The 24,406-nt window shown below is 72.6% G+C and carries 25 protein-coding genes and 2 tRNA genes; 6 read left to right on the top strand and 21 right to left on the bottom strand.

What is annotated here, in order from left to right:
- Nucleotides 1–89: 89 nt before the first annotated feature.
- Nucleotides 90–1,514, top strand: a complete 1,425-nt coding sequence (locus ACW9J6_RS03090; protein ID WP_457114952.1) for a glycosyltransferase family 4 protein — start codon at nucleotides 90–92, stop codon at nucleotides 1,512–1,514.
- Nucleotides 1,515–1,534: 20 nt separating this feature from the next.
- On the opposite strand, the gene ACW9J6_RS03085 is transcribed toward ACW9J6_RS03090, so the two are convergent.
- Together ACW9J6_RS03085 and ACW9J6_RS03080 are read right to left on the bottom strand one after the other, a co-directional pair.
- Nucleotides 1,535–2,431 carry a glucosamine inositolphosphorylceramide transferase family protein gene (locus ACW9J6_RS03085; RefSeq protein ID WP_457114951.1) on the bottom strand — a complete coding sequence of 299 codons (897 nt, stop codon included), beginning with the start codon at nucleotides 2,429–2,431 and terminating at the stop codon, nucleotides 1,535–1,537.
- A 172-nt stretch (nucleotides 2,432–2,603) separates the two neighbouring features.
- Nucleotides 2,604–2,679, bottom strand: a tRNA-Glu gene (locus ACW9J6_RS03080).
- A 117-nt stretch (nucleotides 2,680–2,796) separates the two neighbouring features.
- On the opposite strand from ACW9J6_RS03080, the gene ACW9J6_RS03075 reads away from it, so the two are divergent.
- Both ACW9J6_RS03075 and ACW9J6_RS03070 read left to right on the top strand, forming a co-directional pair.
- The gene (locus ACW9J6_RS03075) at nucleotides 2,797–3,576 is read left to right on the top strand and encodes a TrmH family RNA methyltransferase (RefSeq protein ID WP_457114950.1); all 780 of its coding nucleotides are present in this window, start codon (nucleotides 2,797–2,799) and stop codon (nucleotides 3,574–3,576) included.
- 67 nt (nucleotides 3,577–3,643) lie between these two features.
- Complete coding sequence (locus ACW9J6_RS03070) at nucleotides 3,644–5,323, top strand: hypothetical protein (protein WP_457114949.1); 1,680 nt, start codon at nucleotides 3,644–3,646, stop codon at nucleotides 5,321–5,323.
- Between the two features lie 72 nt (nucleotides 5,324–5,395).
- On the opposite strand, the gene ACW9J6_RS03065 is transcribed toward ACW9J6_RS03070, so the two are convergent.
- The 9 genes from ACW9J6_RS03065 to phnG form a co-directional block, all read right to left on the bottom strand.
- Nucleotides 5,396–6,931: a CYTH and CHAD domain-containing protein gene (locus tag ACW9J6_RS03065; protein WP_457114948.1), complete on the bottom strand. Its 1,536-nt coding sequence runs from the start codon at nucleotides 6,929–6,931 to the stop codon at nucleotides 5,396–5,398.
- A gap of 130 nt (nucleotides 6,932–7,061) precedes the next feature.
- Entirely contained in the window at nucleotides 7,062–7,610 is a 549-nt protein-coding gene (gene phnN / locus ACW9J6_RS03060; RefSeq protein ID WP_457114947.1) for a phosphonate metabolism protein/1,5-bisphosphokinase (PRPP-forming) PhnN, read from the bottom strand.
- 1 nt (nucleotide 7,611) lies between these two features.
- Nucleotides 7,612–8,748, bottom strand: coding sequence for an alpha-D-ribose 1-methylphosphonate 5-triphosphate diphosphatase (locus ACW9J6_RS03055; RefSeq protein ID WP_457114946.1), 1,137 nt, complete (start codon nucleotides 8,746–8,748; stop codon nucleotides 7,612–7,614).
- A gap of 14 nt (nucleotides 8,749–8,762) precedes the next feature.
- The gene (gene phnL, locus ACW9J6_RS03050) at nucleotides 8,763–9,467 is read right to left on the bottom strand and encodes a phosphonate C-P lyase system protein PhnL (RefSeq protein ID WP_457114945.1); all 705 of its coding nucleotides are present in this window, start codon (nucleotides 9,465–9,467) and stop codon (nucleotides 8,763–8,765) included.
- Nucleotides 9,464–10,240: a phosphonate C-P lyase system protein PhnK gene (phnK, locus tag ACW9J6_RS03045; RefSeq protein ID WP_457114944.1), complete on the bottom strand. Its 777-nt coding sequence runs from the start codon at nucleotides 10,238–10,240 to the stop codon at nucleotides 9,464–9,466. Before phnK ends, phnL begins: the two co-directional genes overlap by 4 nt.
- A complete protein-coding gene (locus tag ACW9J6_RS03040; RefSeq protein WP_457114943.1) occupies nucleotides 10,237–11,127 on the bottom strand; it encodes an alpha-D-ribose 1-methylphosphonate 5-phosphate C-P-lyase PhnJ in 891 nt (296 codons plus the stop codon). The genes phnK and ACW9J6_RS03040 overlap by 4 nt, the downstream gene beginning before the upstream one ends.
- The gene (locus ACW9J6_RS03035) at nucleotides 11,124–12,212 is read right to left on the bottom strand and encodes a carbon-phosphorus lyase complex subunit PhnI (protein WP_457114942.1); all 1,089 of its coding nucleotides are present in this window, start codon (nucleotides 12,210–12,212) and stop codon (nucleotides 11,124–11,126) included. Before ACW9J6_RS03035 ends, ACW9J6_RS03040 begins: the two co-directional genes overlap by 4 nt.
- A 4-nt stretch (nucleotides 12,213–12,216) precedes the next feature.
- The gene (gene phnH / locus ACW9J6_RS03030) at nucleotides 12,217–12,807 is read right to left on the bottom strand and encodes a phosphonate C-P lyase system protein PhnH (RefSeq protein WP_457114941.1); all 591 of its coding nucleotides are present in this window, start codon (nucleotides 12,805–12,807) and stop codon (nucleotides 12,217–12,219) included.
- Entirely contained in the window at nucleotides 12,807–13,286 is a 480-nt protein-coding gene (gene phnG / locus ACW9J6_RS03025; RefSeq protein ID WP_457114940.1) for a phosphonate C-P lyase system protein PhnG, read from the bottom strand. Before phnG ends, phnH begins: the two co-directional genes overlap by 1 nt.
- A 78-nt stretch (nucleotides 13,287–13,364) precedes the next feature.
- Here phnG and phnF point away from each other — a divergent pair, with 78 nt between their 5' ends.
- On the top strand, nucleotides 13,365–14,153 hold the full coding sequence (gene phnF, locus ACW9J6_RS03020) for a phosphonate metabolism transcriptional regulator PhnF (protein WP_457114939.1): 789 nt from the start codon (nucleotides 13,365–13,367) through the stop codon (nucleotides 14,151–14,153).
- Here phnF and phnE (ACW9J6_RS03015) read toward each other — a convergent pair.
- The 6 genes from phnE (ACW9J6_RS03015) to ACW9J6_RS02990 all read right to left on the bottom strand — a co-directional run bounded on the left by phnE (ACW9J6_RS03015) (nucleotide 14,131) and on the right by ACW9J6_RS02990 (nucleotide 19,112).
- Nucleotides 14,131–14,994 (bottom strand): phosphonate ABC transporter, permease protein PhnE, encoded by an 864-nt coding sequence (phnE, locus tag ACW9J6_RS03015; RefSeq protein WP_457114938.1) that lies wholly within the window; start codon nucleotides 14,992–14,994, stop codon nucleotides 14,131–14,133. The genes phnF and phnE (ACW9J6_RS03015) overlap by 23 nt on opposite strands.
- A complete protein-coding gene (phnE, locus tag ACW9J6_RS03010; protein ID WP_457114937.1) occupies nucleotides 14,991–15,875 on the bottom strand; it encodes a phosphonate ABC transporter, permease protein PhnE in 885 nt (294 codons plus the stop codon). Before phnE (ACW9J6_RS03010) ends, phnE (ACW9J6_RS03015) begins: the two co-directional genes overlap by 4 nt.
- A gap of 15 nt (nucleotides 15,876–15,890) precedes the next feature.
- Entirely contained in the window at nucleotides 15,891–16,820 is a 930-nt protein-coding gene (gene phnD, locus ACW9J6_RS03005; protein ID WP_457114936.1) for a phosphonate ABC transporter substrate-binding protein, read from the bottom strand.
- A 52-nt stretch (nucleotides 16,821–16,872) separates the two neighbouring features.
- Entirely contained in the window at nucleotides 16,873–17,688 is an 816-nt protein-coding gene (gene phnC, locus ACW9J6_RS03000; RefSeq protein WP_457114935.1) for a phosphonate ABC transporter ATP-binding protein, read from the bottom strand.
- 114 nt (nucleotides 17,689–17,802) lie between these two features.
- A complete protein-coding gene (locus ACW9J6_RS02995) occupies nucleotides 17,803–18,432 on the bottom strand; it encodes a chloramphenicol acetyltransferase (RefSeq protein ID WP_457114934.1) in 630 nt (209 codons plus the stop codon).
- Nucleotides 18,429–19,112 (bottom strand): DUF1045 domain-containing protein, encoded by a 684-nt coding sequence (locus tag ACW9J6_RS02990; RefSeq protein WP_457114933.1) that lies wholly within the window; start codon nucleotides 19,110–19,112, stop codon nucleotides 18,429–18,431. Before ACW9J6_RS02990 ends, ACW9J6_RS02995 begins: the two co-directional genes overlap by 4 nt.
- Nucleotides 19,113–19,217: 105 nt before the next feature.
- On the opposite strand from ACW9J6_RS02990, the gene selB reads away from it, so the two are divergent.
- Both selB and ACW9J6_RS02980 read left to right on the top strand, forming a co-directional pair.
- Nucleotides 19,218–21,176, top strand: a complete 1,959-nt coding sequence (gene selB, locus ACW9J6_RS02985; protein WP_457114932.1) for a selenocysteine-specific translation elongation factor — start codon at nucleotides 19,218–19,220, stop codon at nucleotides 21,174–21,176.
- An 8-nt stretch (nucleotides 21,177–21,184) separates the two neighbouring features.
- Nucleotides 21,185–21,277 (top strand) — tRNA-Sec (locus tag ACW9J6_RS02980).
- Nucleotides 21,278–21,341: 64 nt separating this feature from the next.
- On the opposite strand, the gene ACW9J6_RS02975 is transcribed toward ACW9J6_RS02980, so the two are convergent.
- The 4 genes from ACW9J6_RS02975 to ACW9J6_RS02960 all read right to left on the bottom strand — a co-directional run bounded on the left by ACW9J6_RS02975 (nucleotide 21,342) and on the right by ACW9J6_RS02960 (nucleotide 24,223).
- The gene (locus ACW9J6_RS02975) at nucleotides 21,342–21,512 is read right to left on the bottom strand and encodes a hypothetical protein (RefSeq protein WP_457114931.1); all 171 of its coding nucleotides are present in this window, start codon (nucleotides 21,510–21,512) and stop codon (nucleotides 21,342–21,344) included.
- 57 nt (nucleotides 21,513–21,569) lie between these two features.
- Nucleotides 21,570–21,857, bottom strand: a complete 288-nt coding sequence (locus tag ACW9J6_RS02970) for a YARHG domain-containing protein (protein ID WP_457114930.1) — start codon at nucleotides 21,855–21,857, stop codon at nucleotides 21,570–21,572.
- Nucleotides 21,858–22,512: 655 nt separating this feature from the next.
- The gene (locus ACW9J6_RS02965) at nucleotides 22,513–22,746 is read right to left on the bottom strand and encodes a GcrA family cell cycle regulator (protein WP_457115116.1); all 234 of its coding nucleotides are present in this window, start codon (nucleotides 22,744–22,746) and stop codon (nucleotides 22,513–22,515) included.
- Between the two features lie 211 nt (nucleotides 22,747–22,957).
- Nucleotides 22,958–24,223 (bottom strand): hybrid sensor histidine kinase/response regulator, encoded by a 1,266-nt coding sequence (locus tag ACW9J6_RS02960; protein WP_457115115.1) that lies wholly within the window; start codon nucleotides 24,221–24,223, stop codon nucleotides 22,958–22,960.
- Nucleotides 24,224–24,406 lie beyond the last annotated feature (183 nt).

Raw genomic sequence — 24,406 nt, 5'->3', positions numbered from 1 at the left:
CGCCTTTGCGTCAATTCTAGATTGGCGACGACGCAAATTTCATCATTCTGCACAGCCCTTAAGCGCCGGATCGAGACGGCTGGGCGGTCATGGACGGCCCGGATCCGTGCCGCCACGGGCGCGGCGTCACGCCGCGTCCGGGGTCTCTCGCGCGCGCGGACAGCAGCGCCCGGGCGCGGCAGCGCTCCGCCGCGCAGCCCCGCCGAGGCACCATCTGCTTTGATCAATCGAAGAACCTCTCGTCTCGCCCGCTGCGAACCCCTGGAAAGCATCGCCGCGATCAGCGAAGATTCGTCCGTCAGCCTGCCGTCCCGGGCAGCGCGTTGAGACCGGCCCCGGCCGGTGACCGTGGTGAACACGCCAAAGCGACACCATGCCAGGGAACACGACCGATGAAGATCGTTCACATCGCCAACGAAGTCGTCGACACCGGTAACGGCATCGCCAATTCCGCCGTCGACCTCGCCTGCATGCAGGCCGGCGCAGGCCACGATGTCCGGTTCGTGAGCTCGGGCGGCGGTCATGTCGGACTGCTCGAAGCCCACGGCGTCCGGCACATACACCTGTGCCAGCGCGTGCGTGAGGGAACGCGCTTCTTGGCGGATCTTCGGCAGTTGCGCGGCGTCGTTCGGTCGGCCGATCCGGACATCGTGCACGCCCACATGATGACCGGCGCCGTGCTGATGTGGCTCGGCAGAGCGATCGCGGGATTCGGCCCCTACGGTCTGGTCACCACGATCCACAACGAGTGGCGGCGAACCTCCGACCTCATGCGGCTCGGCGATCGCGTGATCGTGCTCTCGGAGAACGGTCGACGGCTCTTCCGCAGGCGGGGGTTTCCGGATCGCAAGCTGCGCGTCGTGCCGCACGGCATCCTTCATTCGCCCCGGCGGGCGAAGGCGCTGTCCCGCTCGTCACGGTGCGAACGGCCGGAGAGCCCGGGCGCCCGGATCGTCGCCATCGCGGGATTGTACCGCCACAAGGGCATCGCCGACCTCATCGAGGCGTTCGGGCGGATCGCCGACGAGTTTCCGCACGCCTCCCTGTCGGTGCTGGGCTGGGGACCGGATCACGCGGTCTTCTCGCGGCTCAAGCAGCGCACGAAGGGCGGGGAGCGCGTCCACCTGCGAGGCTTCGTCGCCGACCCGCACGCGGTCCTGCGGCGGGCGGACGTGTTCGTCCTGCCCTCGCATACGGAATCCTGGCCGCTCGCGATGCTGGAGGCGCGCGAGGCCGGGTGCGCGATCGTCGGCACGCGCGTCGGCGGCGTCCCGGAACTCCTGGAGCAGGGACGGGCCGGTCTCCTGATTCCCCCCCGGGATCCGGCGGCGCTGGCGCAGGCGCTCCGGCACCTTCTCTCCGACCCGAACACCTTGGCGCGCTGGCGACGGGCGGCCCGCACGAACCTCGGATGGCTCACCTGCGAGCGGATGACGGCGGACACGCTCGCCGTCTACGCGAACTTGCTCGCGCAGCGCGCCCGCGCCAAGACCGCCGTTCTCAGCCGGTCCTGAGCCGTCGGACCCGCGGCGCGTCACGCGGGCGGCCGAGACCCCGGCCACCGCACCGCATTCGCCGAACCGTCGATGAACTCGAACGGGCCGGCTTGGCTGAGCGTGTGGAGCCTTCGGCCGGGCCACGCGCGACAGGGGCCGATCACCGCTCGGGTCGCCTGCACGTAGCCGCCGTCGTCGAGGCGCAGGATCTCGGTCAGGCCGACGGCGGCGCCGTAGCGGCGCGCGCAATCCTGCACCGGCCGCCACAGCCGCCCCCCGCGCCGGACCATCGGACCGGCGGAGCGGGCGACGCGCGGGTCGCGCAGCACGGGATTGCCGGCATGCGCGCGCCACGGCCCGCACAGGCGTTCGGCGGAGAACACATGCAGGTCCGCGCAGGAACTGGTCTCGGTCTCGACGGTCGCCAGGAGCCAGAGCCGCCCCTCATGCGCGATCACTGTCGCATCGCAGGCCGCGAGGCCGCGGATGAGGGTCGCCTCGCGGACCCACCGGTCCGGGAACGGATCGGCGCGGTACAGCGCCACCTCGCGGTTCGCCGAACTCTCGGGGATCATCCATACGCCCCCCTCCCCCGCCATCACGAAGGGATAGGAGAGGTGCCAAGGCTCCTCCAGCACGCGGCGGAGCGGGCTCGCGGGTCCGCTTTCGGAGAACTCGATGGCCGAGATGACACCCTTCTGCCGGTGATGGTCGAAATCCTCCATGAAGAGCACGGTGCGCCCCTCGACCGTGATGGCGATCGGATCCGCCAGGAAGCGCCCGGGTGGGTTGGGAAGCACCTGCCACCGCGTTCCCCGCAGCGACTGCCGCTCCCACAGGTCCGGCCCCGTTCTTCGCCGCCATCCGACCCGCCAGTGGGGCGAGTAGAAGAACCTGGAGTAGATCGTCCCGGCGAACCGGCGAAGACTCGACATGGGGCGGCGACCTCACGCTGGCCTTCGCGAGGGTGCCCAGACAACACGGTCGGGCGAGGAGCATCAAGCCGCGGACTGCATGCGGACGCGTCATGCGACGCGCCTTGCGCCGGCTCCGGGAATGATATTGTGCTGTGGGACCGCTCTGACCAAGCCAAGCGCCTGATTCTGCTGGCGCGCCCTACGGGACTCGAACCCGTGTTTTCGCCGTGAAAGGGCGACGTCCTAGACCGCTAGACGAAGGGCGCTCGCGGTGTCGGACCCTATAGTGACGTTCGCCGGCCGCGGCAACCCGATTGATGGGGTTGACGGAACCGGTGTCGTGCTGTGTGTCGGCGCGCCGCAGGGCGGCGGGAGACCACGGCATGGCAATGAAGCGGACGCCGCCCCGGGCGCGGCGAGGCGGGCAGGGACCGGAGCGGCGCCACGCGCGGACCGACGAGGACACCGTCGTGCTCTACGGGTGGCACCCCGTGGTGGAGGCCCTGCGCAATCCCAAGCGCCACCCGAACCGCCTCCTCGCCACCGAGAACGCGATGGCCCGGCTCGCCGAGGAGGTCGGCGAGTTGCGCATTGCGCCCGAGATCGTGCGCCCGGGCGAGATCACCCACATCCTCGGCCCGGAGGCCGTCCACCAGGGGCTCTACCTGGAGGCCGATCCCCTCGCGGCGCCGCCGGTCGAGACGCTTCCACCGGACGCGGTGCTGCTCGCCCTCGACCAGATCACCGACCCGCACAATGTCGGGGCGATCGTGCGGACCGCGGCCGCCTTCGGGGTCGCCGCCATCGTCACCACGGCGCGCCACTCGCCCGCCGCGACCGGCGTCCTCGCCAAGTCCGCCTCCGGCGGCCTGGAGCACGTGCCCTTCATCACGGTCCGGAACCTCGCCGAGGCCCTGATCGGCTTCGGCGAGCAGGGCTTCACCCGGGTCGGCCTCGATTCCGAGGCACCCGTTCCCCTCGCCGAGGTGACGGCGACGGGCCCCCTGGTGGTCGTGCTCGGCGCCGAGGGCAAGGGCCTGCGCCAGCGCACCCGGGAATGCTGCGATGTGATGGCCCGGCTCGATTTTCCCGGCGCCATCAAGAGCCTGAACGTGTCGAATGCCGCTGCGATCACGCTCTACGCCCTGGCGGGCCGACGCTGAGCGCAGGCCCCCGGTCCGCACGGGGCCCTGCGACGGCCGCTGCCATGCCCCGAACCGGAGAACCCCGATGCGCTTTCGTCCGATCGTCGCGGCGCTCCTGGCACTGGTCTCCGCCCAGGCCCTGGCGCTCGATGCGCGCCCCTCCGGCGGCGGTGACATCAGCGTCCAGGGCTCACCGTTCGACGGGGTCAGCCTGCGCAACGTCCTGGCAGCGCTCCGGCCGCAGGTGGACGACACCGCCGCGCTGAAGACCTCGCCCACGTGGTTCAGCAGCGTCCGCCGCAACGGCTTCGCCCGCCCCGGCGATGGCGGCGTGATGGACTACACGTGGGTTCCGGCGAACTGTACGGCCCCGGATGACGGCGCGCAGGTGCAGCCCGCGGGGCGCAAGGGGTGCTGGGTCGCCGACTTGGCCGCGCCGAGCATGGACGTCCGCGTCTGGGGTGCGGAGCCGGGCCGGACCATCGACGACGCCCTCGACAGGGCCATCGCCTGGGCTTGCACCACCCACGTGCCGATCACGATCCCGTATCCGCGCAGCGGGCAGCCCTACCTCGTCGCGCGGTCGCACGTGATCGGCAACGGCGCGGCCACCCGCCTCTCCACCTGCAACAACGTCACCCTGCAGGTGACGGGCGCCTACGAGGAGGCGAGCCCGGGCACCTCCCCGCCGCTCGCCCTGCCGTTCAAGTACACCGGACGCGCCGACGCGGTCCCGTTCGTCGCGCAAGGGCCGGCCGCCGGCATCAACCTCTCCGGTATCGGGATCGATTGCAGCAACGTCTGCGCGACGGGGATCAAGATCGACAACATCATGAACGGCGATTTCGGCCGCCTGACCGTGCACGGCCATGTCGGGCCCGCCATGGTGATCACGACGACGCAGGGCAATCCCTGGGGCGGCGCCACCGAGGGCTCGCGCTTCCACGATGTCTGGCTCGTCGTTCCGGGTCCCGGCGGAAGCGGTCTCCAGGTGGGCGATGACACCTGCCCGGCGAACTGTAACTTCGCCGTGATCTCGAACATCTTCGACAACATCACGATCAACTGGGACAGCACGCATGCCGACGCCTATGGCATCAAGCTCGGCCTGGCGACACAGGACACGTTCAACCGGCTGCGGGTGACCTACGATCCCGTCCGCGGCGGCAACAAGGGCACGCCGCTGAAGATCAGCCCGCCGCCCGGCAACCGGGTCTTCCCGACCGACATCGTGTTCCGCGACGTGGTGTTCATGGGCACCGTCGATCCGGGACCGGACGCCAAGGGCTGGGCGCCCTTCGCCGCGAACGGGATCAGCTTCGAGCGCTACAACACCAACCAATCTCCGTTCCCGGTCGCTACCGTGTACGGCCGCTACACGGGCACGGACAGCCAGGGCAACGCCTATCCCGGATCGGCCCCCTGGCGACCCACGGACGCCAGCGGCGCCGGCCTCGCGCTCACCGTGGCCGACGCGACCTTCATCAAGCGGGGCCGGACCTGCACGGTCACCTTCGCGATCGTCTTCCCCGTGACCGCGGCGCGCAACAGCGCCGCGATCGGCGGCCTCCCCTGCGCGCCGGCCTCCGGCGCCACGTCGCGGTTCGGCGGGGCGCTGTCCTACACGGATGCGGGGTTCTCCCCCTCGGTCCTGCTCTCGCAGGACGGGCAGATCCAGCTCTACAACGCCCATGGGGGCGGCGTCGGCGTCGCTTCCCTGTCGGGCAAGAGCATCCGGGGCTCCTTCACCTTCCCGACGGACTGAACGGAGCGCTCCCGCAAGGCCTCGCCGTCCCGTTCATCCGCAAGGGACGGCGAAGCTTGTCGCCGCCGGGCCTCAGCGCCAGAAGGGCCGCACCTCGACCAGCGCCTCGTGCGCCTCCGCCGCCGCGGCGAGCAGGCGGGCGGTGCGCTCCTCGGTGTCCGCGGCGGTCAGGCCCGCCGCGAAGACGGCCGCCTCGGGAGCGCCCCGCGAGAGGTCGGCGGCGAGCCGGTGCGCCGTGGCGATGTCGTTGAGATCGCCCAGGCAATCCTGCAGCGCCGCGAGGGCGGCCACGAAGGTCTTGTGGCGCTTCTGCGCCTTCGGCTTGGGGTAGAGGCTGCCGAAGAACTCGGCGCCGTAGCGCAGCTTCTTGGCGGCGATGCGGACCTGGTGGCGCGCCTCCGGGTCGAGGTCGTCGAGGCCGCGCCCCCGCTTCTTCACCTGGCGCCGCCGGCGCTCCAGCTCCTCGCTCGCGAAGGCGCGGGCCGGCGCGTCCCGCCGCGCCGCCTGGGGGGCCTCCGGCGCCAGCCAAGGTCCGGCATCCACCCAGGCGATCAGGTCGAGGAGGAACAGGCGCCACTCCCCCCCGCGCAGGATCGCGTCGACGGCCGCGTAGGCCCGGTCGCGTTCGCCCTCCAGATGCGTCTCGAGCCGCAGCAGGCCGCTCTCGTCCGGACGGCGCTCGCGCTCGAGGGGCAGCGTGTGCGACAGGAAGACGTCGAGATTGCGCGCTTGGCCGAAGGGCTCGCTCAGCCGCTTCAGCTCCACCTTCAGGCCGGGCGCGCGGGAATCCTCCACGAGGTCGCCGAAGAGCGAGAAGGCCGAGCGCAACCGGCGCAGGGAGACGCGCAGCTGATGCAGCGCCTCGGCGTCGCGCCGCGCGAGCAGCACCGCCTCGTTCAGCCGCATGTGGCGCAGGCAGGCCTGCGCGATCGCCTGGAAGGCGGCCCCGGCGCTCATGCCGGAGTCGAGGTGCACCGGCTCGGCCTTGGTGAAGCGGTCGAGGCGCCCGGACAGCAGCGCGTAGCCCCGCTCGGCCTTGGTGAGCACGCCGAGCCGCAGGGGCACGCTCGCCCCGAGGTCGCGGGCGAGCCCGAACAGGTCGGCGGAGGTGCCGCCCTTCAGCTCGAACTCGATCTCGTTGATCGGCGCGATCCGGTCGGAGGCGCCGTCGAGGGCGGCGATGCGACCGCGATCGAGGGCGACCTCGATCCGCGACCCGCCGTGCTCCACGGACCGCACCGAGCGCGAGACGGTGGCCGAGAACAGCGGCCGCAGCACGGACTTGCGGCCCAGGAGGCCGGCGACCGGCGTCTCGCCGAGCGGCTCCAGGTCGGGCTCCGCCCCCGCCACCTCCCATTCCCATTCCGCGCGGTCGAACAGGCCGGCCCCGGTCCCGGCGGACTTCACCGTCTGGACGTGGCGCGCCCCGTCGTGGCGCACTCGCAGGGTGTAGCCGGCCTCGCGGAGGCGCCGATCCTCCGTGTCGAAATACACCGAGGTGAGCCGCGTCTCCCCTCCGCCCGCTCCGAGAAGCGGATGCCCGTCGAGGGCCGCGAGGTCGGAGGCCTCGAATTCGAGCTTCAGTTCGGTCTCACGCGGCGTGTCCATTCGCGGGTCTCATGCTCCTTCTGCGGCACCCGGCCATCGCCGTCGCCTCGCACCGGCGGCAACGTCCGAGCCGGCGGAAAGATCATGAAACTGTCACATGGATCGGCGCAAGGCGCAGCGGCGGAACTTTTCAGCGCGAGCGCAGATGCGCGACCAGCCGCGCCGCGCCCTCCTCCGGGCTCCCGTCGTTGACGATGGTCAGGTCCGCCGGGTCCGGCGCCTGCCGGGCGAGGCGGGCCGCGAGGTCCCCGTCCTCGGCCCGCGCGCGGGCGGCGAGGCGCCGGGCCAGGATCTCGGGCGGGGCGGTGATCCCGACGACGCTCACCCGCGGCAGCCGCGTCCGCGCCGCGGCCACCGCCCGGCGCGAGACGTTGCACGCGACGACGTGCCCGGCCTCGGCGAGGCGCAGCGTCTCGCCCGGCACCCCGTAGCCGAGGCCGTGGGCGCGCCAGGACAGGGCGAAACGCCCCGCCGCTTCCCCGGCCGCGAAGGCCGCCTCGTCGATCTCGTCGTTGTCCTCGTGGGCGGAGGGCGGCCGCGTCACGAGGCGGCGCGGGAAGACGAAGCGCGGCTCGTCCGCGAGCGCCGCCCGGGCGAGGCGGATCAGCGTGTCCTTGCCCGCCCCGCTCGGGCCGACGATCAGGACGAAGCCCCCGGGCCGGGCGCCCTCCCCCGCCACGTCAGGCCACCCGCTCGCCGCCGCGCCAGACCTGGCGCACCACCGGCACGCCGCCCGCGACGCGCACCCGCACGAGGTCCGCCCGCAGGCCCGGCGCGAGGGCGCCGCGGTCGTCGAGCCCGGTCGCGCGGGCGGGATTGGTGGTGACGGTGGCGATCGCCTGCGGCAGCGTGATCCCCGGCACCCGCTCCGGCAGCAGGAAGGCCGCCATGATCAGGCTCGCCGGCACGTAGTCCGAGGACAGGATGTCGAGATGGCCCGCCCGGGCGAGGTCCTCGGCCGCGACGTTGCCGGAATGCGACCCCCCGCGGATGAGGTTCGGCGCGCCCATCATGACGGTGATGCCGGAGGCCCGCGCCGCCTCGGCCGCCTCCGCGGTGGTCGGGAACTCGGCGAGAGCCACCCCCTCGCGGCCGGCCAGCGCCACGTCGTCGAGGGTGGTGTCGTCGTGGCTCGCCAGCGCGATGCCCCGCGCCCGGGCGAACTCCACCAGGGCCGGCCGGTTGACGGCGTTGAGGGCCTGACCGTCCCGGATCTTGCGCTCGGTGCCGGCCCGGATGGCCTCCATCGAGCGCCCGCCGCGGCCGGCATATTGGTAGTACTTGGCGATGTCGCGGAACTGACGCTGGCCCGGCGTGTGATCCATCAGCGAGATCAGGTCCACGGTGAAGTGCGCCGCGAAGTCCCGCACCATGTCGATCACGTCGTGGGAGGGGATCTCGCAGCGCAGATGCGTGCGGTGCTCCGCCCGGCACAGGCCGGCTTGGCGCGCCGCGTCGATGGCGCCGGCGAGCTGCATCAGCTCCGGGCCGAGCCCGCTCCCGTCCGGATCGCTGCCGGCGCGCAGGGAATCGAACACCGTGGTGATGCCCGAGGCGGCGATCTGCGCGTCGTAGGACAGGACCGCCCCGAGCGGGTGCCAGCGCACGCCCGGCCGCGGCGCGTAGTGGGTCTCCAGGTGGTCGGTGTGCAGTTCGACGAGGCCCGGCATGAGGTGGTCGCCGCCGAGGTCGAGCCCCCGCTCGGGCGCCCGCCCCTCGCCGATCGCGGCGATGCGGCCCTCCGCGACGGCGAGCCAACCCGCCTGCACGCGGTCGGGCAGGACCAGGGTGGCGTTCTCCAGGATGGTGTCGGTCATGGGTGGATCGCCCCTCAGGCGGCCGCGCGCTCGCGGAAACGGGTGACGTCGACGATGCGGGTGGCCACCGCCTCCCGCACATCGGCGTCGTGGAAGATGCCGAGCAGACCCGCGCCGGCGGCCTGCTTCTCGCGGATCAGGTCGATCACCACCGCCCGGTTGACGGCGTCGAGGGAGGCGGTGGGCTCGTCGAGGAGGAGGAGCGGCTTCTCGGCGATGAAGCCGCGGGCGATGTTCACCCGCTGCTGCTCGCCGCCCGAGAAGGTGGCGGGCGGCAGGTCCCAGAGTCGCTCGGGCAGGTTGAGCCGGGCCAGCAGGTCGGCGGCGCGACGGGCGGCGGCCTCCGGCGAGAGCCCGCCCTCGCGCCCGGCCGCCTCCACCACCTCGCGGGCCCCGACCCGCGGAATCACCCGCAGGAACTGCGAGACGTAGGCGATGGTGCGGCGGCGCAGCGCCAGCACCTCCCGCGGGGCGGCCCTGGCGACGTCGACCACGCCCTCCTGGCCGCGGATGCGGATCGACCCGCGATCGACCCGGTAATTGCCGAAGGCCATCTTCAGGAGCGAGGACTTGCCCGCACCCGACGGGCCGCCCAGCACCACGCACTCGCCGGGGAAGACGTCGAGGCTGACCGCGGCGACGACCGGCAGCGCGAGGCCGCCGCGCAGGTGCAGGGTGAACGTCTTGGCGACGTCCGCGAAGGCGATGAGCGGGATCATGCGGCGAGCACCGAGGAGACGAGGAGCTGCGTGTAGGGCTCGGCCGGGTCGTCGAGCACCTGGTCGGTGAGGCCGGTCTCGACCACGCGGCCGCCGCGCATCACGATCATGCGGTGCGAGAGCAGCCGCGCCACCGCGAGGTCGTGGGTGACGATCACCACCGCGAGGCCGAGTTCGGCCACGAGGCGGCGGATGAGGTCGAGAAGCCGGGCCTGGACCGAGACGTCGAGGCCGGAAGTCGGCTCGTCCATCAGCACGAGCCGCGGGCCGGTCACGAGGTTGCGGGCGATCTGCAGGCGTTGGCGCATGCCGCCTGAGAAGCTCTTCGGCGCGTCGTCGATCCGATCCGCGGCGATCTCGACCTTGCCGAGCCAGTCGAGTGCCGCGGCGCGGATGCCGCCATAATGGCGGGCGCCGATCCCCATCAGCCGCTCGCCGACATTGCCCCCGGCCGAGACCGCCATTCGCAGCCCCTGCGCCGCGTCCTGGCGGATGAAGCCCCAGTCGGTCCGCATCAGCAGGCGCCGCTCGGCCTCCGACAGCGCGGCGAGGTCGGCCAGGCTCCCATCCCGCATCCGGTAGAGCACTTGGCCGGCATCGGGCTGCAACTCGCTGGCGATCAGCGACAGCAGCGTCGACTTGCCCGAGCCCGATTCGCCGACGATCGCCAGCACCTCGCCGGGATCGAGGTCGAAGGCGATGTCGGCGCAGCCGAGCCGCGCCCCGTAATGCTTCGTCAGGCCGCGCACGCTGAGCAGCGGTTCCGTGGTCATTCGCCCGCTCCCTGGTGGCCGGCCGCCCGGCGCTCCTCGCAATGGTCGGTGTCCGAGCAGACGAACATCCGCTTGCCGCGGTCGTCGAGCAGCACCTCGTCGAGGTAGACGCCCTCGGCCCCGCACAGCGCGCAGGGGCGCTCGAAATGCTGCACCCGGAAGGGATGGTCCTCGAAATCGAGGCTGCGCACCCGGGTGTAGGGCGGCACCGCGTAGATCCGCTTCTCGCGCCCCGCCCCGAAGAGCTGCAGGGCCGGGCAATCATCCATCTTCGGGTTGTCGAATTTGGGAGTCGGCGACGGGTCCATGACGTAGCGGCCCGCCACCTCGACCGGATAGGCGTAGGTGGTGGCGATGTGGCCGTGCCGCGCGATGTCCTCGTAGAGCTTCACGTGCATCAGGCCGTACTCGGCGAGCGCGTGGAGCTGGCGCGTCTCGGTCTCGCGCGGCTCCAGGAAGCGCAGCGGCTCGGGGATCGGCACCTGATAGACCAGCACCTGGCCCTCCGCGAGGGGGTGCTCGGGGATGCGGTGGCGGGTCTGGATCACCGTCGCGTCGCGGGTGCGGGTGGTCACCGCCACGCCGGCCGTGCGGGCGAAGAAGGCCCGGATCGAGACCGCGTTGGTGGTGTCGTCCGAGCCCTGGTCAATGACCTTGAGCACGTCGTTGCGGCCGAGGATTGCGGCGGTGACCTGGACGCCCCCGGTGCCCCAGCCGTAGGGCATCGGCATCTCGCGGGAGGCGAAGGGCACCTGGTAGCCGGGCACGGCGATCGCCTTGAGGATCGCCCGGCGGATCATCCGCTTGGTGCCCTCGTCCAGATAGGCGAAGTTGTATCCCGTGCCGGGCTCCTCCCCGGCGGCCCGGGCTGCAGCGGCCTCGCTCATTCGGCGGCCTCCTTGGTCTGCGCGGCCGCGTGCTCGGCGCGCAGGCGGCGCACCAGCTCCAGCTCGGCCTGGAAATCCACGTAGTGGGGCAGCTTCAGGTGCTCGACGAAGCCGGTCGCCTGGAGCGCGTCGCAATGGGCCAGCACGAATTCCTGGTCCTGGGCCGGGGCGGCCACCGGCTCGCCGAGTTCCTCGGCCCGCAGCGCGCGGTCGACCAGCGCCATCGCCATGGCCTTGCGCTCGCTCTGCCCGAAGGCGAGGCCGTAGCCGCGGGTGAATCGCGGCGGGGTCTCGGCGCTGCCGTGGAACTGGTTGACCATCTGGCACTCGGTGAGCGTCACGCGCCCGAGGGGCACCGGGAAGCCGAGCTCCTCCGGCACGAACTCGACCTCGACCTCGCCCACCCGGATCTCGCCCACGAAGGGGTGGGTGCGCCCGTAGCCGCGCTGGGTCGAGTAGCCCAGCGCCAGCACGAAGCCCTCGTCGCCGCGGGCCAGCGCCTGCAGGCGCACAGCCCGGTCGGTGGGAAAATCGATCGGCTCGCGGGTGAGGTCGCCGACCGGGGCGCCCTCGTCGGGCGGCGAGGGCTCGATCAGCCCGTCATGGCCGAGGAGGTCGGTCACGCGGGGCGCCGGACCTACCTCCGGCTCGGCCTCCATCGCCTCCGGCACCGCGCCCTCGGCGGCGAGCGCGAAGTCCACGAGGCGGTGCGTGTAGTCGAAGGTCGGCCCGAGCACCTGGCCGCCGGGCAGGTCCTTGAAGGTCGCCGAGACGCGCCGCCGCAGCCGCATCGCCCCGGTGTCGACCGGCTCGCTGGCGCCGAAGCGGCTGAGCGTGGTCCGGAAGGCGCGAACCAGGAACACCGCCTCGATCACGTCGCCGCGCGCCTGCTTGAGGGCGAGCGCCGCGAGGTCGCGGTCGTGGAGCGAGCCCTCCGTCATCACGCGGTCGACGAGGAGGCCGAGCTGCTCGGCGATCTGCGCCACCGAGAGCTCCGGCACGGCCGGATCGCCCCGGCGGACCTGCGCCAGCAGCCGATGGGCGTTGGCGATGGCGGCTTCCCCGCCCTTGACGGCGACGTACATGGGATCAGCCCTCCGTCACGCGGGTCGAGCGCGGCAGGCCGGCGATGCGGCCGGGCGCCACGAGCAGGAGATCGAGGCCGAGCGGGAACGACGCCCGGTTCGCCGCCATCCGGGCCGCGAAACCGGCCGGGAGCGGCGCCGCGCCGAGCCGCGCGCGGCCGCGGATGCCCGGGCCTTCCAGCGTGAAGCCGCCCTCCTCGGTCAGGTGATCGACCGCGAGGACCAGGGTCGCCGACCGGTCGGGATAGGCGGGCTCGCCCTGCGCGAAGGCGCCGAAATCCGGGCAGGCGGCCGGGTCGGCGAGGAGCGCGAAGGCGGCCCGGGCGGGATCCGGCACCAGGGCCGCGCCGGTGTGGAAGCGCAGGAACTCGGCCACCTCCGGCCGCTCGGCGAGCGGCGCGTCGAGCCACAGCGGCGCGTCCGCGTCGGCCAGCGCGAGGGCGATGGCGGCGAGTTCCGGGGTGAGCGGCCGGGGCGGCGCGAGGGCGGGTGCGAGACGCTGCACGCGCCCGGGGCGGGCCAGGGCCTCCATCGTCGCGCGGAAGATCGCCTGCCCGTCATGAACCGGATCGCGCAGACCGGGAGCGAGTGCCATCAATCCTCTCCCCGGGCCATGGTGAAGAAATTGACCCGCGTCGCCGCGATGCGCCGGGCCTGGGTCTCGGCCTCGGCCGCCCGCCGCTCCGCGATGCCGGCGAGCGCCGCCTCGACCGCGGGCCGCCGCCTCGGCTCCTGCCAGAGCGCGTCGAGGATCGCGGCGAGGCGCGCCTTCCGGCGGTCGCGGCCGAGATGGTAGGCGAAGCCGGTCCCGCCCTCGGGCAGCCGGATCGCCGCCCGGGTGACCGTCATCTCCCCGAGGTTGAAGGGTCGGCCGTCGCCCCCAATTCGTCCCCGCGCCATGACCAGCCCGGTCTCGGCCGGGCGGAGATCCTCGGCCGCGCCGACCGGGCCGAGCCCGTCGAGGGCGGCGGCGAGGTCCTCCGCCGTCGCCTGCGCGCAGAGCGCCATGGCGGCCCGCCGCGCGGCGATGTCTGGCGCGAGGCCCGCGTCCCGTGATTGAGTGTGATCCGGCATCGGTTTCCCGCGTGTCCTGATTTGTCTAATGGTATAGACAAGCGCGGCGCACGTGGCAAATGAAGTTTGGGTGACGGTATGGGCGAGAGCGGCGACACCCCGGTGACGGCCCTGAGCCGCGGCGAGGGGCTGGCGGCGTGGCGGCAGATCGCGGACGGGCTGGCGGGGGAAATCGCGGCGGGGCATCTGGCGCCGGGCGCGCAGCTCCCGACGGAGGCCGCCCTGGCGGCGCGGTTCGGCGTGAACCGGCACACGGTGCGGCGGGCTCTGGCGGTGCTGGCCGAGCGCGGGCTGGTGCGGGCGACGCAGGGGCGCGGGACCTTCGTGGAGGCGCCGCGCCTCGCCTACCCGATCGGCGCGCGGACGCGGTTCTCGGAGATCGTGTCGGCGGCCGGCCGCGAGGCCTGGGGCGACCTGATCGCGGCGGCCTCCGTGCCGGCGGACGAGGGGCTGGCCCGCGACCTCGGGCTGGCGCCCGGGGAGCCGATCCTCGAACTGCTCACCGTCCACCGGGCCGACGGCACGCCGCTCTCGACCGCGCGCACCTGCCTGCCCCTGCCCCGCTTCGCGGGGTTCGACCGCGCCTACGCGGCGCTGGGCTCGCTGACGCGCGCCTATGCCGAGTACGGCGTGGCGGATTACATCCGGCTCTCGACGCGGATCGGCGCCCGGCCGGCGGCGGCGGACGAGGCGGCCCGGCTCGACCTGGCGCCCGGGCGCGTGCTCATCACCATCGCGAGCGTGAACGTCGACGCGGCGGGCACGCCCATCCAGGCGACGCGCGGACTGTTCGTGGCGGACCGGGTGGAGCTGGTGGTCGAGAGCGACGCTCCGGGAGCGCCCGCTACCGCCGCTCGCCCCCGATGATCGCGCGCCGCAGCCGCCCGGAGACGAAGTCGATCGCCGCCACGGTGACGAGGATCATCAGCACCAGGAAAGCCACCTGCTGGAGTTCCAGCACCCGGATCAGCTCGGTCAGGTAGGTGCCGATGCCGCCCGCGCCCACGATCCCGATGATCGTCGCCGAGCGCGTGTTCGATTCGAAGTAGTAGAGCACCTGGCTCGCCAGGACCGGCAGGATTCCGGGCAGCAGCCCGAAGCGCAGGCGGTGCAGGCCGCTGCCGCCCGAGGCGGTCACGCCCTCCTGCGGTTTGCGGTCGGCGGTCTCGATCGCCTCGGCGAAGAGCTTGCCGAGCGCGCCGAAATCCGAGCACGCGATCGCCAGCGCTCCCGCGAAGGGGCCGAGGCCGACGACGTTGATCCAGAGCAAGGCCCAGATCAGCACGTCGACGGAGCGGATCACGTCGAAGCCGCGCTTCGTCGTGAAGCGCAGGAACGGGTTCGGCGCGGCGTTTCGGGCGGCGAGGAACGCGAACGGGAAGGCGAAGACGGCCGCCGTGAGCGTGCCGAGGAAGGCGATCGCCAGGGTCTCGCCGAGCGCCTTGAGGAAGTCGACGAAGTGGCCCTCCGCCGAGGGCGGAAGCATGAGGACGGCGAACTGGCCGAGGCGCCCGAAGCCGTTGAGGATCCGCAGCAGCGAGAAGTCGAGCCACACCATCCCGAAGACGGCGAGGCCCAGGAGGAGGGCGATCGCGCCGATGGCCGAGAGCCGCTGGCGGAGGGGCGTCGCGAAGGCGCCGGGATGGCGCTGCTTCAGGCCGGAGAGGTCGGCGAGCGCCGCCTCGCGCAGAGCGGAGGCGCGGCTCACAGGCCCGCCTCCCGGCCGAGCAGGCGGTGGCGCAACCGCTCGGTGCCGACGTCGATGCAGATCACCGTCGCGATGATCATCAGCAGGATGGCACTCACGTCAGTGTAGTAGAAGTTGCGGATCGCCACGAGGAATTCCTGCCCGATGCCACCTGCGCCGACGAAGCCGAGCACGCCCGCGCCGCGCACGTTGATCTCGAAGCGCAGCAGCGCGTAGGAGGCGAAGTTCGACAGCACCTGCGGCACCACGGCGAAGCGGACGGTCTCGACCCAGGTGGCGCCGCTCGCGGTCAGGCCCTCGACGGGCTTCATGTCGATGTTCTCGACCACCTCGGCGAAGAGCTTTCCGAGCGCGCCGGCCGTGTGGATGGCGAGCGCCAGCACACCGACCATCGGGCCGAGGCCGAAGGCGATCACGAAGATCAGCGCGAACACCACCTCCGGCACCGTCCGGAACACCTCGAGTCCTCGGCGGGTGACGAAGCACAGCGCGCGCGAGCGCACGAGGTTCGCGGAGGCGAGGAAGCAGAGCACGAAGGCCGCGAGCCCGCCGAACAGCGTGCCGAGATAGGCCATCAGCAGCGTCTCGCCGAGGAGCCCGAGCCATTTCGGCAGGCCCCAGTACCAGGCGGCGAGGTCGGCGGGGAGCGTCGCGAGACCGAGCGACGGCGTGATCTGGCCAAGGTAGGAGGTGAAATTCGCGATATTCTCGACGAAGGTGAGCGGCCTCACCTCCGCCATCCAGCCCGCCAGGACGGCGAGGAGGAGCAGGACGGCGAGCACGGCGAGGCTGCGTCGCCGCGCGCCCGCGACGGCCGCCTCGTAGGCGCCGGCGAGGGCGAGGGCCTTCGCCGGCTCGAGAGGTGCGATGCGGTGGGTCACGACCCGTCCGCAGGCTTACGAGCGCTTGCGCTGCTCGTCGTTGAACCGGATCATGTCGATGATCGGCTGGTAGTCCTTCAGGGTCACCTCGGTGAGGCCGAGGTCCTGCCCGTCCGAGAGCTTGTCGAACACGGCCTTGTCCTTGGTCGGGAGGGCCACGAAGGCGGTGCGGATCGCCTGCTTGAGATCCGCGGGAAGGCTCGCCAGCACCGCGAAGGGACCTTCCGGAAGGAACTCGGACTTGAACACGATCCGGAAGTCGGAGGGTTTCAGCGGCGTGCCGTCGGGCCCCTTGAGCAGGCCCTTCGTCTGCATGCGGGTCACGGTGCTGTCGGTCTCCGAGTTCCAGAGCGTCGCCGAAGCATCCGAGGTGCCCTGGATCAGGGCCAGAACCGAGTTCTCGTGGCTGCCGGCGAAGAAGGTCTTGCCGAAGAACTTCTCGACGTCGTAGCCCGCCTTCTGCAGGAAGAAGCGCGGCGCTTGGTTGCCGGAGGTCGAGTTAGGGTCGACCAGGGCGAGGTTCTTGCCCTTCAGGTCGGCGATGGACTTGTAGGGGCTGTCGGCCTTGACGTAGATGACCGAATAGTAGCCGGAGGCCCCGGTGTTGTGCTTCTGGTTGACGACCGGCTCGACCTTGACACCGGTCAGGATGGCGCGGGCGAAGGAGGCCGGGCCGTAGAAGCCGATGTGGATGTTGCCCGCGCGCTGGCCCTCGATCACCGCCGCGTAGTCGTTGGCGACGCGCAGCTTCACCGGCACCCCGAGCTGCTTCGACAGGTAGTCGGCCAGCGGGGTGTAGCGGTCGACGGTTCCGGAGGCGTTCTCGACCGGGATGACGCCGAAGGTCAGCTCCGGATACTTGGCCTTCCAGTCCTGCGCGACGGCCGGGAGGGTGAGCGCCGCGAGCGCCGCGAAGGCGCCGACGAGGGAGCGTCGGTTCAGCATCGTGTCCGTCCTTCTGCTTCGTATCGGCGGGCCTGCGCCCGCCCCGGAACCGTCAGGCTCCGATCACCGCCGGCACCGGCTTCGCGCCGGGCTCGGGAAGGGGCTTGGCCGGCGGGCGGTCCATGACCTCGCCGGCCTCGAGTCCGTAGAGCTCCTGCGCCACGTCCTCGGTGAGGTCGAAGGCCCGCCCGTCGAAGACCAGGCGGCCGGCCGAGAGGCCGATCAGACGGTCGCAATAGGCGCGGGCGAGGTCGAGGGAATGCAGGTTGCACAGGACCGTGATGCCGTAGCGCTTGTTGGCCTCGGCCAGCGCGTCCATCACGAGACGCGTGTTGCGCGGATCGAGGGAGGCGACCGGCTCGTCGGCCAGGATGATCTCAGGTTCCTGCACCAGGGCGCGGGCGATGGCGACCCGCTGCTGCTGGCCGCCCGAGAGCGCGTCCGCCCGGTTGCCCGCGAAGGGGCCCATGTCGAAATTCTCCAGCGCCGCCAGCGCCAGAGCCTTGTCCTCCTCCGACCACAGGCGCAGGAGCGAGCGGTAGGCCGGGACGTGGTTCAGGCGCCCCATCAGCACGTTCGTCAGCACGTCGAGTCGGCCGACGAGGTTGAACTGCTGGAAGATCATCGCGCAGCGGCCGCGCCACTCGCGCAGGCGCCGCCCGCGCAGGGCCGTCACGTCGAGGCCGTCGTAGAGGATGCGGCCCTCGGTCGGGTCGGCGAGGCGGTTCAGCATCCGCAGGAAGGTCGACTTCCCGGCCCCCGAACGCCCGATCACGCCCACGAAGCTGCCCGGCTCGATGCGCAGCGAGACCGAGTCCACCGCGCGGCGGGCGCCGTATTGGCGCGTCAGGTTCTCGACAACCAGCATTGATCCGTCCGCGAAGAAGTATGCGGGACGTAAACGCCCGTTCGGCGACAGTTGGATGACATTGCCGGCGCACGAGGCCCCGCCGCGCCGGGGCGGCGGGGCCTCGAGGACTCGTTACGCCCCGGAAGACGATTGGTACTTCTGGACGAAGGCGGCGGCGGGCAGGGCGCGGAAGTCCGGCAGGGCGCGGCGCAGGCGGTCGTGGTCCCAATCCCACCATGCCAGCCTCCGCAAGCCCTCGACGACGTCGGCAGGGAATCGTGGCCGCACGACGCGAGCCGGATTCCCGACCGCGATCGCGTAGTCGGGGATGTCCCGCGTGACGACCGATCCCGCGCCGACGACCGCGCCGGTCCCGATGCGGCGGCCGGGCAGCACGATCACGCCGTGCCCGATCCAGACGTCGTGGCCGATCTCCACCGGGAGGGCGCGCCGCCGGTCGAAGAAGGCGGCCTCGTCCTCCTCCTCCGGCCAGTACTGGCTCGCCCGGTAGGTGAAGTGCGCCTGCGAGGCCCGCTCCATCGGGTGGTTGCCGGGATTGATCCGGACCATGGCGGCGATCGAGCAGAACTTCCCGATCCGGGTCGAGATCACCTCGCCGTCGTTCACGATGTAGGAGTAGTCGCCCATCCGTGTCTCGGCGAGCCGGGTGCGGGCGCCGACCTCCGTGTAGCGCCCGAGGGTGCAGTCGCGCAGCGCGGCGGTGGGATCCACGAGGGGCTCGGGGCCGAGTCTCTTCGTCATGCCGCTCCTCCGAAGGGAAAGCGCCGCAGCACCCTGAACGGGCCGTCGCCGTCCTGCCGGAGCACCGTCACGGCATCGATCGTCAGGGGCTTCCCTGCCCCATAGGCGGCGGCGAGGCGCTGGCGCCAGGCCGCCCGCTCCGCCTCGGGCAGCGCGTCCGTCAGCGTCATGTGGAACCGGAAGCGCTCGAAGACGTACGGGTAGCCCCAGCGGTCGAGGAGCGCCCGTTCGCGGGGATCGAGGCGCTCCGGCCGCCGCCGCGCCCGCTCCGCCGGCGTCAGGGGCGCCCGCAGCGGGTCGAGCGCGGCCACGCACTCGGCCGCGAACAGCCCGAGGGTCTCGGGCGCCGCGACCGGGATCAGCGCCGTGAAGGCCCCGAGCGTCACCACGGTCAGGGGTCCGACGGGAAGCGGCGGGCGATGCGCCGCGAGGTCGCCCGCGCGGTCGAGGAGGTCCGCCTCGGTCGCGGCCTCCGCGAGGCGCATGGGCGCCTTCAGGGTGGCGTGGAAGCCGTAGCGGCGCGGCGAGGCGGTGACCGCGGCGGCGTCGGGGAACCCGTCGAGCGGCGGAACCTCCGCCCCGGTGACGCTGTCATAGCCCAGGATCCCGCGGCCGAATGCGGCAAGCCCGGACCCGGGATCCGGCGTGTAGTAGAGCGCGTAGCGGGGACGATCCGTCACGAAGAGCCCTCGGGTTGACGAGCATTCCGGTTCAGCATGCCGGCGTGACGGTTCGGTGACGAGCCCCGCGGGACCTCCTGCGGGATCTGGAGAGCGGCGCGGATCATGGCGAAACCCGGCGAGCGGGGCGAGGCGAGGCCGGCGGAACGGGCCCTGGTGGTGGGCGTAATCGGGCACGTCGATCACGGCAAGACCGCGCTCGTGCGGGCGCTCACCGGCACCGACACCGATCGCCTGAAGGAGGAGCGCGAGCGCGGCGTCTCCATCGTTCCGGGCTTCGCCCTGTTGCGGGTGCCCGGCGGCGAGATCGACCTGGTCGACCTCCCCGGCCACGAGCGCTTCGTGCGCGCGATGATCGCCGGGGCCACGGGCATGCGCGCGGTGCTGCTCGCGGTGGATGCCCGCGAGGGCATCAAGCCGCAGACGCTCGAGCACCTCGCGATCGCCCGCCTGATCGGCGTGCGCCGGGGCGTCGTCGCCCTCACCAAATGCGATCTCGTCGACGAGGAGGAGGCAGGCCGGCGCGCGGCCGAGATCGCGGCCCTCGTCGCCGCCGCGGGCATCGAGGCGGCGGCGCCCCTGCGCACCTCGGTGACGCGGGGCGAGGGTCTGGGCGAGCTCGCGGGCCGCCTCGCGGACCTCCTGCGCGACGGCGTCGCGAGCCCGGACGACGGCGCCCCGATCCTGCCCATCGACCGCGTCTTCCCGCGCCCCGGCTTCGGCGCCGTCGTGACCGGGACCCTCCGCCGTGGGCGGCTGGCCGTGGGCGACGGCGTGGCGGTGGCGCCGGAGGGCATCGCGGGCGCGGTGCGCGGGCTCCAGTCCCACGGGCGGCCCGTGGAGGCCGCGGAGCCGGGCCGGCGCGTCGCGGTGGCCCTGCGCGGCGTTGATCTCGCGCAGCTCCGCCGCGGCCAAATCCTGGCGCCGCCGGGCCTGCTCGTGCCGAGCCGCTGGCTCGACGTGTCGCTGACGGTCCTGCGCGACGCGCCCGCCGCCCTGGCGAGCGGGACGCGCCTGCGGCTCCTCGCCGGCACGACCGAGCTACCGGTGCGCCTGCGGCTCCTCGACCGCGAGACCGTCGAGCCCGGCGAGGAGGCCCTCGCCCAGCTCCACGCGGACGAGGCGGTGGCGCTTCCCGCGCGCGAGCCGTTCCTGCTGCGCTCGGATTCGCCGAGCCTCACCCTGGGCGGGGGCACGGTGCTCGACCCCGCCTCCCGCCGCCGCCGCCGCCGCGATCCGCGCCTGCTGGCGGAGTTGCGGGTTCTGGCCGACGGCCGGCCCGCCGACATCCTTCGCGCCCGGCTGACGCGGGCGGGACGGGCGGGGGCGCGCCTCGACGACCTCTCGCGGCTGGTCGGCATCGCGGCCGAGCGGGTGCGGCGGCACCTCGCGGCCCTCGGCGCCCTCGACCTCGGCGAGCGCTTCCTCGGGGCGGACGTCCTCGACGGCGCCCGGATCGACGCGATGGCGCTCCTCGACGCGCACCACCAGGCGCACCCGATGGAGCACGGGATCGCGCTCGCGCGCCTCGGGGCGGGCCTCGCGGCCGACGAGGGCGTGACGGCGGCGCTGGTGCGCGACCTCGTGGCGTCGGGCCGTGCCGTGCGCGAGCGCGACCTCGTGCGCGCGGCCGGGTTCGATCCGGCCCGGCAGGAGACGCCGACGGCGCGGGCCCTGGCGGAGCAGTTCCGCCGCGCCGGACTGACGCCGCCGGACGAGGCCGAGGCGGTCGGCCGCGACATCCGGCGCCAGGAGGCCGTGGCCTACCTCGTGCGCTCCGGCCTGCTGATCCGCGCGGCGGACCGGGTGCAGCGCCGCACCATCCTGTTCCACAAGGATGCGATCGAGGGGGCGAAGCGCACCCTCGTGGACGCGTTCGCGGTGCAGGCCGGCGGCGAGGGGTTCCTGGCCCGCGAGGCCGGGGCCGTTCTCGGCATCTCGCGCAAGTTCTCGATCCCGCTGCTCGAACACCTTGACGCCACGCGCTTCACCCGCCGCATCGGCGACCGCCGCGTGCTGATCGGCGCGTTGCCCCCTGGACCCGGCGGCCCCGCCTCCCCATAACGGATCACGGAGGCGATCGGGGTCTGGTGGCCCCCCTGGTCTTCAAAACCAGTGGCACGCGAACAGCGTGCGGTGGGTTCGATTCCCATCCGCCTCCGCCATGGTTCCGGGTCCGCGGCCGGCGCTGCTTCGGAGATCAGCAGAGGGGACATCGCCCCACGATCGTCACAGGACCGCGAGGGCGATCCTGATCACGCCCCACCCGACGAGGCCGAACCACGCCAGGGTCAGCGGGATGCCGAGGACGAGCGTCAGCATCATCGCGCCGAGGCGCAGCCGGTCCGCGAGGCCGGAGGCGGGACGGGGCGATGTCGGGGGCGTGTCAATCTGGTGCACGGTGCGGGGTCTCTCGAACCACGGGACCGTGCCGCAGCAAGGGCGGCGCCAGCGCGCTCAGGGCGCGCATCCGAGCATCCGCTCCGCTCGCCGGATCTCCGTGACGACCTCCCTCTGGCGGGCCGAGAGCGGAACGTCGCCCTCGTCGTCGTAGCTGCAGCCCGCATTCCCGAACGCGCGGATGCCGCGAGGCGTGCGGAAGCAGTAGCCGGCCTCTTTGAAGATCCGGTTGCGCTGGAACCACAACTCCTCGCAACCCTGGGCCAGGGCGCGGCCCGGCGCCAGGGCCGGGATCACGGACAGGGCCGCCACGAGAATCGTGCCGGCCGGCGACCATCGCTGCATGGGGAGCTTCTCCTGCGCCGGTCAGGCGACGCCGCAGCAGCATGCGCCCGCCGCCGCGCCTGTCCATGCGCTGGCGCACCCCGCGCACGCCCTCGATGCGCCGCCGTCGGAATCCGGCAGCAGCCCGCGGCATGTCCCCGCGCCGCCTCGACTGATAGAATTCCGCACAGAGGCGCTCGCGCCGCACCCGCCGGAGCGTTTCGACTTGCGGAAATCTCGCTGGATCTGGTGGATCGTCGCGACCCTGACGGTGGGCGCCATGACGCCCGCTCGGGCAGACTGGGCCGACCCGCCGCCCCGGCTCGCCGCGCCCCGGGACGCGGAGCCGGAGATTCGTCCGCGCGACTCACGGCTGCCCGCCGGCGCCTCGATGCGCACACGCGTTCGCGCGTCGGCCGCGCGACGCCCTCAGGGGCCGAGCATCGTGGCCGCGACGCGGCGTGCGGGGCGCCGTCTCCGGCCCCCCTTGTCGCTCGGACCATCTCGGCGAATCGTTCAGTCCCGCCCGGAATACGCTGCGCCGCGCGTCAGACGTCCGACACTCCGGATCCGCACGCAGTACCCGACTCTCGGAATCGAGGACGCCGACTCTGCGGCTCCCGGCAGGCCCCCCTGACCCAGCGCGCGACGACCCCGCCGCGTTAGCGCAGAACCGTTAGCGCAGGCGGCCGGGGCGCGCCGGCTCGAACACGATGCGGCGGTGGAAGGCGCACCAGCTCTTCCCGTCCTGGACCGGAGCGCCGCAGCAGACGGCGCGGTCGTTCGGCTCGCCGATGATGTACTTGCACACGAACGCGCCCGACTGCGCGAACGGCACCCGGAGTTCCGGGGACGGCTCCTCGACGGTCTCGGCAGGGAAGAGATGCGACATGCGCACGAGTTGGTTCATCGGGGACTGACTCACGGGCCTCCACTCGGTCCAGGGCGAGGACGGCGGGCCGGTTCGAGAAGTGAAACACGGCACGCCACCCACGGGACCCGTGACGGCACGGGTCGCAGGGACAGCGCGATTCCCCCAATGTGGAGAGCATGATGCGGGAAAGCAAGTGCTGCCTGGCGGCGTAACCGCAGGCCACCGCTGCGCAGAACGCGGAGCACGCTCAAGATCTGCTCAGGAGATGCGCCAGCAATGCGCGAAGCTGGCCAGGCTTGATCGGTTTGTGGACCAATTCGCAGCCGGCCGCCCGGACATGCGCCTCGACCTCCGGAGAATGGTCGGCAGTGGTGACGACGGCCGGGATATCTCCGCCGTGAACCGTACGCAACCACGTCACAGTGTCGAGCCCGCACGCCCCGCCGTCGAGGTGGTAATCCGCGATGATCACGTCCGGGCTCCACGTCGAGCCGGTGAGCCGCATCAGGCTGAGATGGTCGCGGGCGGCGAGCGCGTGCGCGTCCCAGTTCTGGAACAGGCGCGCCAGCGCCTCGAGGGCGGCGCGGTCGTTCTCGATCACGGCGATCCGCGCCCCGGTGAGGCGCGTCGGCAGGGCGAGGGGCTGAACCGGCCGGGGCGGCGCAGGGCGCGCCCGCGGCAGCGTCAGGGTGAAGCGCGAGCCGTGCCCGACCCGGGAGGTGAGCGTCAGCCGATGGCCTAGCGCCTCCGCCGAGCGGCGCACGATGGACAGGCCGAGCCCGAGCGCGATCTCCCCGTCGACGCTCTCGCGACCGCCGCGATGGAACTCCTCGAAGATCAGGTCGCGCTCCCCATCGGCGATGCCCGACCCCGAATCGATCACGTCGATCCGCACCTCCTCCCCGCGCGCCCGCGCCGCCACCAGCACGCCTCCGCTGTGCGTGTACCGGATGCCGTTCGACACGAGGTTCTGGATGATCCGCTGCAGGAGGACGAGGTCGCTCGACACCCACAGCCCGCCCGGCCGCACCCCGAGCCGCAGCCCCTTGCGCGCCGCCAACGGCCCGAAGCTCGCCTCGATGCTCGCGAACAGGTCGGCGAGATTCACGCTGCGCGGCTGCGGCTGGATCAGCCCGGCATCCAGCTTCGAGATGTCGAGGAGGGTCTTGATCAGGTCCTCGATCGTCTGGAGGCCGCGCTCGACCTGGCCGACGATCCCCTGGGCCTCGGCTCCGACCGGCATGTCGCCGAGCGCGGACAGCGACAGGCGGGCGGCGTTGAGCGGCTGGAGCAGGTCGTGGCTCGCGGCGGTGAGGAAGCGCGTCTTCGACCGGTTGGCCCGCTCCGCCTCCTCCTTGGCGGCGATCAGCGCCTGGTTCGAGCGCTCGAGGCTGCGCATCAGCGCCGTCAGCTCCTCGGTCCGGGCCCGCACCTGGCCCTCGAGGGTGATCGCCGTCTGGAACAGCGAGTAGGCGGTGCCCTGCTGGTCCATCGAGCGCTCGACCTGGGACATCAGGGCGGCGTTGATCCGCTCCAGCTTGCCGATGCGGCGCTTGAGGGCCGGCACGTCCTCGTCCGCCCCGGCGTCGAGCGTGTCGGCGCTCACGACAGCCCCCACCGCCCGCCCGCCCTGGGCGTCTCGCCGGGTGCGCCGGTCCGGACCGTCGGGATGCCGCAGGTCTGCGAGCAGGAACGC

The organism is Methylobacterium sp. JK268, from assembly GCF_054052225.1.
This window is presented reverse-complemented; position numbering and strand designations above follow the sequence as displayed.

Bases quoted from the DNA above. Each gene is read 5' to 3' on its own strand.
- ACW9J6_RS03090 (WP_457114952.1), top strand. From the start codon at position 90: ATGGACGGCCCGGATCCGTGCCGCCACGGGCGCGGCGTCACGCCGCGT.
- ACW9J6_RS03085 (WP_457114951.1), bottom strand. From the start codon at position 2,431: ATGTCGAGTCTTCGCCGGTTCGCCGGGACGATCTACTCCAGGTTCTTC.
- ACW9J6_RS03075 (WP_457114950.1), top strand. From the start codon at position 2,797: ATGGCAATGAAGCGGACGCCGCCCCGGGCGCGGCGAGGCGGGCAGGGA.
- ACW9J6_RS03070 (WP_457114949.1), top strand. From the start codon at position 3,644: ATGCGCTTTCGTCCGATCGTCGCGGCGCTCCTGGCACTGGTCTCCGCC.
- ACW9J6_RS03065 (WP_457114948.1), bottom strand. From the start codon at position 6,931: ATGGACACGCCGCGTGAGACCGAACTGAAGCTCGAATTCGAGGCCTCC.
- ACW9J6_RS03055 (WP_457114946.1), bottom strand. From the start codon at position 8,748: ATGACCGACACCATCCTGGAGAACGCCACCCTGGTCCTGCCCGACCGC.
- phnL (WP_457114945.1), bottom strand. From the start codon at position 9,467: ATGATCCCGCTCATCGCCTTCGCGGACGTCGCCAAGACGTTCACCCTG.
- phnK (WP_457114944.1), bottom strand. From the start codon at position 10,240: ATGACCACGGAACCGCTGCTCAGCGTGCGCGGCCTGACGAAGCATTAC.
- ACW9J6_RS03040 (WP_457114943.1), bottom strand. From the start codon at position 11,127: ATGAGCGAGGCCGCTGCAGCCCGGGCCGCCGGGGAGGAGCCCGGCACG.
- ACW9J6_RS03035 (WP_457114942.1), bottom strand. From the start codon at position 12,212: ATGTACGTCGCCGTCAAGGGCGGGGAAGCCGCCATCGCCAACGCCCAT.
- phnH (WP_457114941.1), bottom strand. From the start codon at position 12,807: ATGGCACTCGCTCCCGGTCTGCGCGATCCGGTTCATGACGGGCAGGCG.
- phnG (WP_457114940.1), bottom strand. From the start codon at position 13,286: ATGCCGGATCACACTCAATCACGGGACGCGGGCCTCGCGCCAGACATC.
- phnF (WP_457114939.1), top strand. From the start codon at position 13,365: ATGGGCGAGAGCGGCGACACCCCGGTGACGGCCCTGAGCCGCGGCGAG.
- phnD (WP_457114936.1), bottom strand. From the start codon at position 16,820: ATGCTGAACCGACGCTCCCTCGTCGGCGCCTTCGCGGCGCTCGCGGCG.
- phnC (WP_457114935.1), bottom strand. From the start codon at position 17,688: ATGCTGGTTGTCGAGAACCTGACGCGCCAATACGGCGCCCGCCGCGCG.
- ACW9J6_RS02995 (WP_457114934.1), bottom strand. From the start codon at position 18,432: ATGACGAAGAGACTCGGCCCCGAGCCCCTCGTGGATCCCACCGCCGCG.
- selB (WP_457114932.1), top strand. From the start codon at position 19,218: ATGGCGAAACCCGGCGAGCGGGGCGAGGCGAGGCCGGCGGAACGGGCC.
- ACW9J6_RS02970 (WP_457114930.1), bottom strand. From the start codon at position 21,857: ATGCAGCGATGGTCGCCGGCCGGCACGATTCTCGTGGCGGCCCTGTCC.
- ACW9J6_RS02965 (WP_457115116.1), bottom strand. From the start codon at position 22,746: ATGAACCAACTCGTGCGCATGTCGCATCTCTTCCCTGCCGAGACCGTC.
- ACW9J6_RS02960 (WP_457115115.1), bottom strand. From the start codon at position 24,223: ATGTCCCAGGTCGAGCGCTCGATGGACCAGCAGGGCACCGCCTACTCG.